Here is a 12,998-nt window from a genome sequence, read left to right as displayed (position 1 = left end):
CTGTCGGGGTGGTGTTGTCGGGTGTGTGGTGCGGGTACAGCGACGCCTCGGGTTCAGGCGTCACGTCTGATCCGGCCTCGGTAGCGGTCCTCGAGCACACTGTTGTGCTCGTCGCCGCCCGGGATGTTGGCCGAGATGTAGAGCGGTGGGGTCTCGCCGGTGTCCGCGATCCTCGCCGCGACGCCGATGGTGAGGAGCTGCGCGAGGTAGGCCGCCGTGATCGAGGACACCGCGCCGACCGGGACGCCGTCCTGGACCTCGATGGTCGCGTCACCGAACGGAGCACGGTTGTCGAGCACCACGTCGGCCACCTCGGAGAGCCGCAGCCCGCTCGGGTGCTTCGGCTCGACGCGCGAGGTGTGCTCGAGCGAGGTCACGGCGATGACGGGGTGGCCGTGTTCCTTGGCGATCAGGGCGAGTCCCACGATCGACCCGTTGACGCCGGAGTTCGACGCGATGATGAACACGTCACCCTCCCCCACCGGAGAGATCGCGAAGAGCTCCGCTGCGACATCGCCGCTGCGCTCCAGCGCGGCACCACCGAGGTCGTCGACGGACCGTGCGCCGCGGAGGACGACGTCCCGCAGCGCGATCTTGTTCGTCGGGATCAGTCCCCCGGCGCGTCCGGCGATCTCCATCGCGAACGCCTCCGAGTGGCCGGTGCCGAACGCCTGGATGACCGCTCCGCGCTCGAGGGCCGCGACCAGCAGGTCGATCGCGGGGTCGAGTTCGCCGGACCGCGCCGCCCGGGTGATGTCCGCGAGGCGCGAGGTCACCTCGTCGGTGTAGCGATCGACGTGATCGGTCCAGTTCGTGGTGGATGTGGTGCTCATTCGGTTCCTCTCAGACGCCCACGGGCGAAGCAGTCTCGGACAGGGCGCCGGCCTTGGTCGGTCGGCGGTGCGGGGCGACCGCGAGGGCGGAGGCCGCGAGGCGCTTGGTCGTGCGCTCGAAGTTCTGCTGCGCGACGAACAGGTACAACAGATCCAGGACGAACAGCTGACCGTGCTTGGCGGAGAGGTCGTCGGGCTGCAGGAACCGTTCGTGGGCCGAGGTGATGATGGCCAGGGTCGACGCGGCGACGAGCGGGGAGTCCGGGTTGTTGCTGATCGCCACGGTGAGCGCGCCCGCGCGACCCGCCTGGCGGAGCATCTGGATGGTCTCCTCGGTGCGCCCGGTGTTGCTGATCCCCAGGGCGACCGAGTCGGGGCCCTGGATCGCAGCGCTCGTGAGGCCCGCGTGGACCTCCGACCAGGCGTGCGTGCTGATGCCGATCCGGTACAGCCTGGCCTGCATCTCGTCGGCGAGCATCGCGCTGCCGCCCACACCGTAGATGTCGACGTTCCGGCTGCGCGCGATGGCTGCGGCGATCTCGAGCATGACCTCGAGGTCGATCACGTCGGCGGTCTCCCGCAGCGTCCGCGTGTGCGCGTTGAGCAGCGTGCTCAGGACGTCCGGCGCCGAGTCGTCGGGACCGAACGCCCGGCCGATGTCGGTCTGCCAGGAGTCGCGAGCGGTGCTGCGACCGAAGTCCTTGGCGAGGTCGACCCGGAACGGCGCGTAGCCGGTGTATCCGATGATCCGGCAGAAGCGGGTGATGGTCGCCGCTGAGACGCCCGAATCGGCGGCGAGTTCACCGATCGTGAGGGTCAGGGGGGCGTCGGGGTTCTCCAACAGATAGTCCGCGATACGCAGCATGACCCCGGACATCTCCGGCATCCGCGACCGAATCCGGTTGGTCACGCCGGTGGCGTGCTCGACCGGTGGGTCGGTGCGGATGGAAACAGTCATGGAAATTCCTTTTCTCCTTCGTTGGAGTGACGCGAAACTGATTCTTACAGTACGTTGTGGCCCACGGCAACATGTTTCGAGATGATGACGACCATGAAAACAACTCTGGCGGTCGACGCCGGCGGCACCTCGTCCCGGGCGGTGCTCGTCGACGCCTCCGGACGTCGCCTCGGTTCCGGTCGGGCGGGCGGCGGGAATCCGACCTCGTCCGGCGTGGACAGCGCCGCCACGCAGATCGCGCTCGCAGCTCGTGCCGCGCTCGACCTGGCCAGGACGACGACGTCCATGTCGCCTCTCCCGTCCGGGTCGCTCGTGGTGATCACGCAGGCGGGGCAGGTGTCCGACGCCTACCGCCGCGCCCTGGACGCGCACCTCGTACCGCTCGGACTCGGACCGGTCGTCATCGAGCCGGATCTGCTCGGCATGTACGGCTCCGGCTCGGCGTCGCCGGACGGCGTCGTACTCGTCGCGGGGACCGGGAGCGTCGCGGGACGGATCAGGGACCGTCTGGTCGTCCGAGAGGTGGGCGGCGCCGGCTGGCTCCTCGGTGATGGCGGCTCCGGATTCTGGATCGCCCGACGCGTGATCCGCGCGGTCGCCGCCGATCTCGACGGCATCGGACCCCGCACGGGCCTCACCCGGCTGCTCTCCCAGGCGATCGGGTCCACTCCGGACCCGTCCTCATCCGGTGGCGCCGACCACCGCCGGTCCCCGGTACTCGACACACTCATCCGCTCGGTGAACGACGGTCCCCCCATCGCCATCGCCCGCCTGGCGCCGCTCGCCTTCCAAGCCGCGGACGACGAGGTCGCGCGGTCCATCCTCGACGCTGCCGTGGACCGTTTGGCCGTCCTCGTCGAACGGGTGCTGGCTCCGGGTCCCGACCACCGAGAGCGCACGCTCGTCGTCGGCGGCAGCGTGCTCGTCGACGGACTCCTCCCGTCCGTCCCCTCCGCCGCGGAGCGCCTGTCATCGGCTGCCGCCGGGGCCCGACTCGTCCCGGTCGCCGACGGCCTCGTCGGAGCCGCCGCCCTGGGCATCAGAATGCTGGGCGGGGACGTCGACGACGCGACCCTCAGCCGCCTGCGCGAGGACCTAGCCGCAGGGGCGACGCGGTGACGGCGGACCGGATCGCCGTCATCGGCACCGGTGCCATGGGACTGGCGCACGTCCGCGCGCTCGCCGGACTCGGTGCAGCGGACCGGATCGCCTACCTGTGCTCGGCCCGGTCGCCGAGAGCCATGCCGGAGGCACCGGCAGCACGACTCACCACCTCGGTCGACGAGGTGTTCCTCGATGCCTCCGTGGGCATCGTCCTCATCTGCACGCCGACCGACACCCATCGTGACCTCGCCGTCAGCGCGCTCCGTGCCGGCAAACACGTCCTGCTGGAGAAACCGATCGCCCTGACGCTCGCCGACGCCCACGCGATCCTGCGCACCGCCGACGCGTCCGACCGGATATTCATGGTCGCGCACGTCGTCCGGTTCTTCGGCGGGTACGAGGCGATCGACGACGCGGTGCGCGCCGGCGCCGTCGGCACACCCCTCGCCGTCACGGCCGAACGGCTGAGCTCCCCTACCGCCCCGTCACCGTGGTGGCAGGACGAGCGACGCTCCGGCGGCCCCCTCGTCGACTTCGCGATCCACGACTTCGACCAATTGAACCAGGTCCTCGGCCAGCCGCGATCCGTGTCAGCACGCCGCACCGGCACCGGTCGCCCCATCGAGACGACCGTCGACTACGCCGACGGCGGCATCGGGCGTGTCCTCACCTCCATGGAGCTCCCGCCGGCCTTCGGCTTCAGCTCGGCCATCGAGGTGCTCGGCAGCACCGGGCTCATCGCCCACCGATTCGTCGGCGCGTCCCCGACCCACACACCGCCGCTCGCGATCGACGCGCTCGGGTCGGCCGCCGCGCACGGCTTCGTCGGCCTCGACGAGACCGATCCCTACCGACGGCAGATGGCCTCCTTCCTCGACTGCGTCGATCGAGACGTCCAACCGTTCCGGGTGACCGGCCGGAGCGCCCTCGCGGCCCTGACCGTCGCGTTGGCGGCGAAGGCGTCATTGGACACCGGCATACCCGTGCAGTTCTCCGAATCCAACGACGTTCCAACCACCGACACATAGCAAGTCCGCTGGCCCGACCACACCGGTCCACGAGACAGCAGACATCCGACCTTTCGTGTTAGCCTGCCCCCGCACCGCCGTGAACCCACTCGACGATCGAAGGGCCGCCGTGACCGAGACCACCATCCCCAGACCCGACACCGCCTGGTTCGACGAGGCGAGATTCGGACTGTTCCTGCACTGGGGCCTCTACGCCCTCCCCGCACGCCACGAGTGGGTGCAGACGCGGGAGCGCCTCTCGGCCGAACACTACGAGCGCTACCGCGAACACTTCGACCCCGACCGGTTCGACCCCCGCTCCTGGGCCAAGCAGGCCAGGGCGGCCGGCTTCCGGTACGCGGTCCTCACGACGAAGCACCACGACGGCTTCTGCCTGTGGGACTCGGCGCTCACCGACTTCACGTCCACGCACACGCCCGCCGGCCGTGACCTCGTGGCGGAGTTCGTGGAGGCGTTCCGCGCCGAGGGACTCCGGATCGGCTTCTACCACTCGCTCATCGACTGGCATCACCCCGATTTCACGGTCGACGGCATCCACCCGCGACGCGAGGACGCCGAGGCGCTCGCCGCGAACGCCGACCGGGACTGGTCCCGCTATCGCGACTATCTGCACGGCCAGGTGCGCGAGCTGCTCACCGGTTACGGCCCGATCGACTACCTCTTCTTCGACTTCAGCTACTCGCAGGGCATCGAAGGCCTGCCGGGCAAGGGCGCCGCCGACTGGGGCTCCGAGGAACTCGTCGAGATGATCCGCGGGCTGCAGCCGGAGATCCTCATCAACGACCGCCTCGAACTCCCGGGCGACGTCACCACCCCGGAGCAGTATCAGCCCGTGGTGACGCCGGTCGGTCCCGACGGCGACCCCCTCCGGTGGGAGGCCTGCCAGACCCTGAACGGCAGCTGGGGGTACGACCGCGACAACCTCGACTACAAGTCGCCGGAGTTGCTCCTGCGGATGCTCATCGATTCGGTCTCGAAGAACGGCAACATGCTGCTGAACATCGGACCGACCGCGCGCGGGACGATCGATCCGCGCGCGATCGAACGACTCGACGTTCTCGCCGACTGGTTCGCGCTCCACGAGCGGGCGATCCGAGGATGCGGCCCGTCGGCGTTCAGCAGTCCGACCGACGTCCGGTACACGCAACGGGGCGACCGGCTGTACGTGCACGTCTTCGCCTGGCCGTTCGTGCACCTGCACCTGCCCGGTCTCGGCGGCCGGGTGCGCTACGCCCAGCTGTTGTCGGACGGCTCCGAGGTGCCCTTCCAGGTGCATCGCCCGGAGCACGACCTGCCGAACCAGCACACCCAACCGAAGGGACTCGGTCCCGACACGGTGACCCTGCACCTGCCGATCGGTGAACCCGACACCCCGATCCCGGTCATCGAGATCTTCCTCGAGCCCGGCACGATCGGAGCGACGACAGCCTGAGGTCTTCCGCAGACGACGGAACGCCCGCCCCGACGGATCGGGGCGGGCGTTCCGACTCGGCGCCGCTGAGCGGCTGGACGAGCGGAGACTAGCGGGCGACGCTGCCGTCGACGTAGTCGTCGTCGTTCGAGGCGTTCCACGCGAAGAGCTTGCGCAGCTCGCGACCGGTGGCCTCGATCGGGTGGTCCTCACCCTTCTTGCGCAGCTCGAGGAACTCGGGCGCGCCGGCGTCCTGGTCGTCGATGAAGCGCTTGGCGAAGGTGCCGTCCTGGATGTCCTTGAGGACCGCCTGCATGTTGGTCTTGACGCTCGGGTCGATGACACGCGGGCCGGAGACGTAGTCGCCGTACTCAGCCGTGTCGGAGACGCTCCAACGCTGCTTGGCGATGCCACCCTCCCAGATGAGGTCGACGATGAGCTTCAGCTCGTGGAGCACCTCGAAGTAGGCGATCTGCGGCTGGTACCCGGCCTCGGTGAGGGTTTCGAAGCCGTACTGGATCAGCTGCGAGACACCACCGCACAGGACGGCCTGCTCGCCGAAGAGGTCGGTCTCGGTCTCCTCGGTGAAGGTGGTCTTGATGCCGCCGGCACGGAGGCCGCCGATCGCCTTGGCGTAGGACCAGGCGAGCGCCCAGGCGCCACCGGTCTCGTCCTTCTCGACGGCGACGATGACGGGGACGCCACGGCCGGCCTCGTACTCGCGACGGACGGTGTGGCCCGGTCCCTTCGGGGCGACCATGAAGATGTCGACGCCCTCGGGAGCCTCGATGTAGCCGAAGCGGATGTTGAAGCCGTGGCCGAAGACGAGCGCCTTGCCCGGAGCGAGCTGGTCCTTGATGGACTCGGCGAAGATCGTGCGCTGGTGCTGGTCCGGAGCGAGGATGACGATGACGTCGGCCCATGCGGAGGCGTCGGCGACGTTCTTGACGGTGAAGCCCTGCTCCTCGGCCTTGGCGATCGACTTCGAGCCGTCCTTCAGGCCGACGACGACCTCGACACCGGAGTCGCGGAGGTTGAGCGCGTGTGCGTGGCCCTGCGAGCCGTAGCCGATAACGGCAACCTTCTTGCCCTGGATGAGCGACAGGTCTGCGTCCTGGTCGTAGAAAATCTCAGTCACTGGTGGTTCTCTCCTTGGTTGTGGTTTCGCAATACGTCGCAGATGCGACTAGTTCTTGAAGACGCGTTCGGTGATGGACTTCGAGCCGCGCCCGATGGCGAGGAGACCCGATTGGGCGATCTCCTTGATGCCGTAGGGCTCGAGCACCTTGAGGAGCGCGGTCGTCTTCCCGGAGTCGCCCGTGACCTCGATCACGAGGGCGTCGGTCGCCACGTCGACGACGCGGGCCCGGAACAGGTTGACGGCTTCCAGCACCTGGGAACGGGTGGAGTTGTCGACGCGGACCTTGATGAGCAGGTGCTCGCGCTGGACGGACTGCGCCGGATCCAGCTCGACGATCTTGATGACGTTGATGAGCTTGTTCAGCTGCTTCGTCACCTGCTCGAGCGGAAGCTCCTCGACGTCGACGACGACCGTGATCCGGGACAGGCCCTCGATCTCGCTGTGGCCGACCGCGAGGCTCTCGATGTTGAAGCCCCGGCGGGCGAACAACCCGGCGACGCGGGTCAACAGACCGGGCTTGTCCTCGACGAGGAGGCTCAGGACGTGGCTGCTCATGCTCAGGCCTCCTCATCGAACGACGGACTGTGGTCCTTGGCGTACTGGACGTAGCTGTTGCTGACACCCTGCGGCACCATCGGCCACACCATCGCGTCCGCACTCACCACGAAGTCGATGACGACCGGACGGTCGTTCGTCTCCAGGGCGAGCTTGATGGCGGCGTCGACCTCCTCCTCCTTCGTCACGCGGATCGCGAGGCAACCGTAGGCCTCGGCCAGCTTGACGAAGTCGGGGACGCGGATGGTGTCGTGCCCGGTGTTCAGGTCGGTGTTCGAGTACCGACCGTCGTAGAAGAGCGTCTGCCACTGTCGGACCATGCCCAGTGAGGAGTTGTTGATGATCGCGACCTTGATCGGGATGTTGTTGATCGTGCAGGTCGCGAGCTCCTGGTTGGTCATCTGGAAACAGCCGTCGCCGTCGATCGCCCACACGTGGCGATCGGGCTGGGCCACCTTGGCGCCCATGGCCGCTGGGACGGAGTAGCCCATGGTCCCGGCACCACCAGAGTTCAACCAGGAGTTCGGACGCTCGTACTTGATGAACTGCGCCGCCCACATCTGGTGCTGGCCGACGCCCGACGCGAAGACGCCCTCCGGCCCGGTGATCTCGCCGATGCGGGAGATCACGTGCTGTGGCGAGAGCAGACCGTCGGTCGGCTCGGCGTAGCCCAGCGGGAACTCCTCGCGGAGGCCGTCGAGGTAGGACCACCACTCGGCGATGTCGGGGGTGACCTCGCGGGCGGCCGACTCGAACGCCGACTGGAGATCGACGATGACGTCCTTCGCGTCGCCCACGATGGGGACGTCCGCGATGCGGATCTTCGAGATCTCCGCCGGGTCGACATCAACGTGGACGACCTTGGCGTTCGGCGCGAAGAGCGAGGCCTTGCCGGTCACGCGGTCGTCGAACCGGGCACCGAGCGACACGAGCAGGTCGGCCTCCTGCAGCGCGAGCACTGCCGGGACGGTGCCGTGCATGCCGGGCATGCCGAGGTGCTGCGTGTGCGAGTCGGGGAACGCCCCGCGAGCCATGAGCGTCGTCACCACCGGAGCCCCGGTCGCCTCCGCCAGCGCGAGCAGTTCCTCGGAGGCCTTGGAGCGGATCACGCCGCCACCGACGTACAGCACCGGCTTCTTAGCGTTGACGAGCAGCTGCGCAGCGGCCTGGATCTGCTTGCCGTGCGCCTTCGTCACCGGACGGTAGCCGGGCAGGTCGACCTTCGGCGGCCAGATGAACGGCGCCTCGGCCTGCTGGGCGTCCTTCGTGATGTCGACCAGCACCGGTCCGGGACGGCCGGTACCCGCGATCTCGTAGGCCGCGGCGATGGCCGCCGGGACCTCCTCCGGTGTCTTGACGAGGAAGGAGTGCTTCGTGATCGGCATGGTGATGCCGACGATGTCCGCTTCCTGGAACGCGTCAGTGCCCATGAGGGTCGAGAACACCTGACCGGTGATCGCGACCATCGGCACCGAGTCCATGTAGGCGTCGGCGATGGCGGTGACGAGGTTCGTCGCGCCGGGGCCCGACGTCGCGATGCACACGCCGATCCCGCCACCGGCGGCGGCGTATCCTTCCGCCGCGTGGCCGGCGCCCTGCTCGTGTCGGACCAGGATGTGACGGAGCTTCGTCGAGTCCATCAGCGGGTCGTAGGTCGGCAGGATCGCGCCGCCGGGCAGACCGAAGATGTCGGTGACCCCGAGGAGCTCGAGCGATCGGACGATCGCCTGGGCTCCCGTCAGGATCTCCGGTGCGGCCGGGGCCGCAGGTGTTCTGGGATGAGGCACGGGTTGGGATTCCGTGGGCATGATAATTCCTTCAGCGATGAGATGCACGAACGAGATGCTCGGTTATCCCGTGATCGCGCCCTCCGCTGCGGAGTGCACGAGACGAGAGTACTTTGCGAGAACGCCACGGGTATAGCGCGGGGGAAGAGGCGCCCAGCCGTCGCGGCGGGCTTCCAGCTCTGCTTCGTCGACGAGTAGGTCGAGCGAGCGGCCAGCGATATCGACCCGTATCAGATCACCATCGCGCACGAAGGCGATCGGACCTGCGTCGACCGCTTCGGGTGCTATGTGGCCGATGCACAGTCCGGTTGTGCCGCCTGAGAATCGACCGTCCGTCAACAGTAGTACATCCTTGCCGAGTCCGGCGCCCTTGATGGCGGCCGTGATCGCGAGCATCTCGCGCATCCCCGGTCCGCCCTTCGGGCCCTCGTAGCGGATGATGACGACGTCGCCCTTGTTGATCTTGCCCTCGGTGAGTGCGTCCATGGCACCGCGCTCACGTTCGAAGACCCGCGCGGGTCCTTCGAAGACCTCGGCGTCGAATCCGGCCGTCTTCACGACGGCGCCCTCGGGCGCGAACGACCCCTTGAGGATCGTGATGCCGCCGGTCGCGTGGATCGGGTTGTCGAGCGTGCGGATGACCGTGCCGTCGATCGGGTCGGGGTTGATGTCGGCGAGGTTCTCGGCGACGGTCTTGCCGGTGACGGTGAGGCAGTCGCCGTGCAGCAGACCGGCGTCGAGCAGCGCCTTCATGACGACGGGGACGCCGCCGTGACGGTCGACGTCGTTCATGACGTACTGGCCGAACGGCTTCAGGTCGCCGATGTGCGGCACCTTGTCGCCGATGCGGTTGAAGTCGTCGAGCGTGAGGTCGACCTCGGCCTCGCGGGCGATCGCGAGCAGATGCAGGACCACGTTCGTCGATCCGCCGAAGGCCATCGCGACGGCGATGGCGTTCTCGAACGCCTCCTTCGTCAGGATGTCTCGCGCGGTGATGCCGAGTCGGAGCATGTTGACCACGGCTTCGCCCGAACGGTGCGCGAAGTAGTCGCGACGGCGATCGGCCGAGGGCGGCGAAGCCGAACCCGGGAGGCTCATCCCGAGCGCCTCGGCGACCGACGCCATCGTGTTGGCCGTGTACATCCCGCCGCACGCACCCTCGCCAGGGGCGATGGCGCACTCGATGCGCTTGAGGTCCTCTTCGCTCATGTTGCCGGCCTTGCAGGCCCCGACCGCTTCGAAGGAGTCGATGATCGTGACCTCCTTCTCGGTGCCGTCGGAGAGCTTGACCCAACCCGGCGCGATCGATCCGGCGTAGAGGAAGACCGAGGAGAGGTCGAGTCGTGCGGCCGCCATGAGCATGCCCGGCAGCGACTTGTCGCAGCCGGCGAGCAGAACCGTGCCGTCGAGGCGCTCGGCCATGACCACGGTCTCGACGCTGTCGGCGATGACCTCGCGTGAGACGAGCGAGAAGTGCATGCCCTCGTGGCCCATCGAGATGCCGTCGGAGACGGAGATGGTGCCGAACTGCAGCGGGTATCCCCCGCCCGAGTGCACGCCCTCCTTGGCCCCCTGTGCAAGGCGGTCGAGCGAGAGGTTGCAGGGGGTGATCTCGTTCCACGAGCTCGCGATGCCGATCTGGGGCTTGTCCCAGTCCTCGTCGCCCATGCCGACGGCGCGGAGCATGCCGCGCGAAGTGGTCGCCTCGATCCCGTCGGTGACGGCACGACTGCGTGGTTTGATGTCGATCTCTGGCATTTTAAGAGTCTACGGCTTCCTTGTTGCTTCGATATTCCGCGAGCATGCCGAGGACGCGCGCGATCTCCGAGGGTCCTTCGACCCTGAAGTCGGCGGCGGTCACGCCGGCACCGCTCTTCACCCCGAGGTCGCCGGGGCCGAGTGCGCCGAACGCGTCCTCGTCCGTGACGTCGTCGCCCGCGTAGAACACGGCATCTGCTTTGGTGTACCGCCGGAGGTGTTCGACGGCTTCGCCCTTGGTCGCGCTCCTGAGCGAGAACTCGAGGACGTTCTTGCCCTCTCGAACCGTCAGGGCGCCGAACTCGTCCTTGGTGTGGGCGAGTGCTTCGAGGTGGGCGATCCTGGAGTCTTCTTCACTGGCGAGCCTCGTGTGCAGGGCGAACCCTGCCGGCTTCCGCTCGATCCAGACATTATCGTAACCCTCCGCGACGTCCTGGAGGATCCGTTGGAGGGTCTCCCGCTGTTCGCGTTCCTCGTCGTCGAGGGCGAGGGCGTCGTCGGGGTTGTCGAGCCGGATCTCGACGCCGTGCGAGCCGGCGAACAGGGCGTGGTCGGGCAGCTCGGCCACCGCCACGAGACTGTCGATCGCGCGCCCGGACACGAGTGCGACACGCGTCCCGGGCAGGTCCATCAGCGCCAACACGGCCTTGCGGGCCGCGGGCAGCGCGCGCGCCTGATCCGGGTCGTCGACCTCCGGGGCCAGCGTGCCGTCGAAGTCCAGGGCCACCAGGAGCTTCGGGACGTCGGCCAGGCGGCGGAGTTCCGCACGCAGTCCGAGGGGAAGCCCCCCGAGGGTGTCGGTGGGCTCGTCGGTGGTGCTCATGACTGGGTGGTGCTCCCCTGCTCGATGGTCGGTGACTGGTCGCGTACGCGCTGCAACTCGTCGAGGAAGGACGCCGACCACCGCGCGACGTCGTACTCCATGACGCGCTTGCGCAGCGCCCGCATGCGACGACCACGCTCGGCCTTCGTCATGTGCACGGCCTGGAGGATCGCCGACTTCATCCCCTCGATGTCGTGCGGGTTGATCTTGAGGGCCTGCTTCAGTTCGTCGGACGCGCCGGCGAACTCGCTCAGGACGAGCACGCCGTCGTTGTCGTAGCGAGCGGCGACGTACTCCTTCGCGACCAGGTTCATGCCGTCGCGCAGGGCCGTGACGAGCATGACGTCGGCGGCGAGGTAGAGCGCGGCCATCTCCTCACGGGGGTACCCGTGGTGCAGATACTGGATCGCGGTGTGGCCGATGGTGCCGAAGTCGCCGTTGATCCGGCCGACCGTCTGTTCGATGTCGTCGCGGAGCTGGCGGTACGTCTCGACGCGCTCGCGGCTGGGGCTCGCGACCTGGACGAGCGTGACGTCCTCGACCGCGAGCTTGCCCTGTGCGAGGAGTTCGCCGAAGGCCTTGAGTCGGTGCCCGATGCCCTTCGTGTAGTCGAGACGGTCGACGCCGAGCATGATCGTCTCCGGGTTGCCGAGCTCCTCGCGGATCTGCTTGGCACGGGCGATGATGTCGGGGCGCTGCGCGAGGGCCTGGTACCCCTTGCTGTCGATCGAGATCGGGAAGTGCCGGGCGATCACCGTGCGGTACGGGGCGCCGCGCTTCGAGGCGGCCGGTGCGGCGTCCGTCGTGACCGACACGAGGGCCGCGTCGAGTGGGACCTGGATCGCGGCCCCCTTCGTCTCGTACCCGAACAGGCGGCGGACCGCCCGGGAGAAGTTGCCCGCGTCCGCGACGCGCTGGAAGCCGATGACGTCGGCGCCGAGCAGTCCCTCGATGATCTGGCGTCGCCACGGGAGCTGCGAGTAGATGCCGTAGGCGGGGAACGGGATGTGGTTGAAGAACCCGATCGTGAGGTCGGGTCGCAGTTCACGCAGGATCTTGGGCACGAGCTGCAGCTGGTAGTCCTGCACCCACACCGTGGCACCGTCGGACGCGGCCGCCGCGGCCGCCTCAGCGAACCGTCGGTTCACGGCGACGTAGGAGTCCCACCACTCGCGGTGGTAACTCGGCGGAGCGATGACGTCGTGGTAGAGCGGCCAGATGGTGTCGTTCGAGAAGCCCTCGTAATAGCGGGCGATCTCGTCTTCAGACAGCGGGACCGGGATGATCCACATCTCGTCGTTGTCGAACGGCTCGATCTCGAGGTCGGCCGAGCCGGCCCATCCGATCCATGCGCCGTCGGCACCGCGCATGACGGGTTCGAGGGCGGTCACGAGTCCACCGGGTGAAGTCCGCCAGCTCTCGGCACCGTCTGCGTCGACGACGCGGTCGACCGGCAGCCGGTTGGATACCACGATGAAGTCGAAGGTCGACGCTGATCCGCCGTCAGGCGCGGAATATCTGGTGATGATGGCCCTCCCGGGGTACTCGGGTTCGCTGTTCAGGCTAGCAGCGTTCCGCATGGCGAAACCGCGTGTTCAGA

The 12,998-nt window shown here is 68.2% G+C and carries 11 protein-coding genes; 3 read left to right on the top strand and 8 right to left on the bottom strand.

Annotated features, from left to right (window positions below; all coding sequences use genetic code 11):
- Positions 1-53 precede the first annotated feature (53 nt).
- Both RWN05_RS10375 and RWN05_RS10370 read right to left on the bottom strand, forming a co-directional pair.
- The gene (locus RWN05_RS10375) at positions 54-833 is read right to left on the bottom strand and encodes an SIS domain-containing protein (RefSeq protein ID WP_314139445.1); all 780 of its coding nucleotides are present in this window, start codon (positions 831-833) and stop codon (positions 54-56) included.
- Positions 834-843: 10 nt separating this feature from the next.
- On the bottom strand, positions 844-1,791 hold the full coding sequence (locus RWN05_RS10370; RefSeq protein WP_079002196.1) for a MurR/RpiR family transcriptional regulator: 948 nt from the start codon (positions 1,789-1,791) through the stop codon (positions 844-846).
- A gap of 93 nt (positions 1,792-1,884) precedes the next feature.
- Between RWN05_RS10370 and RWN05_RS10365 the strand changes: the two genes are divergently transcribed.
- The 3 genes from RWN05_RS10365 (at position 1,885) to RWN05_RS10355 (ending at position 5,355) form a co-directional block, all read left to right on the top strand.
- Positions 1,885-2,910: an N-acetylglucosamine kinase gene (locus RWN05_RS10365; protein ID WP_167620452.1), complete on the top strand. Its 1,026-nt coding sequence runs from the start codon at positions 1,885-1,887 to the stop codon at positions 2,908-2,910.
- On the top strand, positions 2,907-3,923 hold the full coding sequence (locus tag RWN05_RS10360; RefSeq protein ID WP_314139444.1) for a Gfo/Idh/MocA family oxidoreductase: 1,017 nt from the start codon (positions 2,907-2,909) through the stop codon (positions 3,921-3,923). Before RWN05_RS10365 ends, RWN05_RS10360 begins: the two co-directional genes overlap by 4 nt.
- A gap of 109 nt (positions 3,924-4,032) precedes the next feature.
- Positions 4,033-5,355 carry an alpha-L-fucosidase gene (locus RWN05_RS10355; RefSeq protein WP_314139443.1) on the top strand — a complete coding sequence of 441 codons (1,323 nt, stop codon included), beginning with the start codon at positions 4,033-4,035 and terminating at the stop codon, positions 5,353-5,355.
- Positions 5,356-5,443: 88 nt separating this feature from the next.
- Here RWN05_RS10355 and ilvC read toward each other — a convergent pair whose 3' ends face one another.
- The 6 genes from ilvC to otsA are packed head-to-tail and all read right to left on the bottom strand — an operon-like array spanning position 5,444 to position 12,978.
- A complete protein-coding gene (gene ilvC, locus RWN05_RS10350; RefSeq protein WP_064296249.1) occupies positions 5,444-6,472 on the bottom strand; it encodes a ketol-acid reductoisomerase in 1,029 nt (342 codons plus the stop codon).
- Between the two features lie 48 nt (positions 6,473-6,520).
- Positions 6,521-7,030, bottom strand: coding sequence for an acetolactate synthase small subunit (gene ilvN, locus RWN05_RS10345; RefSeq protein ID WP_064296248.1), 510 nt, complete (start codon positions 7,028-7,030; stop codon positions 6,521-6,523).
- A 2-nt stretch (positions 7,031-7,032) separates the two neighbouring features.
- Positions 7,033-8,838: an acetolactate synthase large subunit gene (locus tag RWN05_RS10340; RefSeq protein WP_064296247.1), complete on the bottom strand. Its 1,806-nt coding sequence runs from the start codon at positions 8,836-8,838 to the stop codon at positions 7,033-7,035.
- A gap of 42 nt (positions 8,839-8,880) precedes the next feature.
- Entirely contained in the window at positions 8,881-10,575 is a 1,695-nt protein-coding gene (gene ilvD / locus RWN05_RS10335) for a dihydroxy-acid dehydratase (RefSeq protein ID WP_064296246.1), read from the bottom strand.
- A 1-nt stretch (position 10,576) separates the two neighbouring features.
- Positions 10,577-11,398: a trehalose-phosphatase gene (otsB, locus tag RWN05_RS10330; RefSeq protein ID WP_064296245.1), complete on the bottom strand. Its 822-nt coding sequence runs from the start codon at positions 11,396-11,398 to the stop codon at positions 10,577-10,579.
- Positions 11,395-12,978, bottom strand: a complete 1,584-nt coding sequence (gene otsA / locus RWN05_RS10325; protein ID WP_079002193.1) for an alpha,alpha-trehalose-phosphate synthase (UDP-forming) — start codon at positions 12,976-12,978, stop codon at positions 11,395-11,397. Before otsA ends, otsB begins: the two co-directional genes overlap by 4 nt.
- Positions 12,979-12,998 lie beyond the last annotated feature (20 nt).

This window comes from uncultured Plantibacter sp. (assembly GCF_963518075.1).
GTDB classification, from domain to species: Bacteria; Actinomycetota; Actinomycetes; order Actinomycetales; family Microbacteriaceae; genus Plantibacter; species Plantibacter flavus_A.
This window is presented reverse-complemented; position numbering and strand designations above follow the sequence as displayed.

What these genes read in the sequence shown, in the direction of transcription:
- RWN05_RS10375 (WP_314139445.1), bottom strand. Translation starts at nt 833, where the DNA reads ATGAGCACCACATCCACCACGAACTGGACCGATCACGTCGATCGCTAC.
- RWN05_RS10370 (WP_079002196.1), bottom strand. Translation starts at nt 1,791, where the DNA reads ATGACTGTTTCCATCCGCACCGACCCACCGGTCGAGCACGCCACCGGC.
- RWN05_RS10365 (WP_167620452.1), top strand. Translation starts at nt 1,885, where the DNA reads ATGAAAACAACTCTGGCGGTCGACGCCGGCGGCACCTCGTCCCGGGCG.
- ilvN (WP_064296248.1), bottom strand. Translation starts at nt 7,030, where the DNA reads ATGAGCAGCCACGTCCTGAGCCTCCTCGTCGAGGACAAGCCCGGTCTG.
- RWN05_RS10340 (WP_064296247.1), bottom strand. Translation starts at nt 8,838, where the DNA reads ATGCCCACGGAATCCCAACCCGTGCCTCATCCCAGAACACCTGCGGCC.
- ilvD (WP_064296246.1), bottom strand. Translation starts at nt 10,575, where the DNA reads ATGCCAGAGATCGACATCAAACCACGCAGTCGTGCCGTCACCGACGGG.
- otsB (WP_064296245.1), bottom strand. Translation starts at nt 11,398, where the DNA reads ATGAGCACCACCGACGAGCCCACCGACACCCTCGGGGGGCTTCCCCTC.
- otsA (WP_079002193.1), bottom strand. Translation starts at nt 12,978, where the DNA reads ATGCGGAACGCTGCTAGCCTGAACAGCGAACCCGAGTACCCCGGGAGG.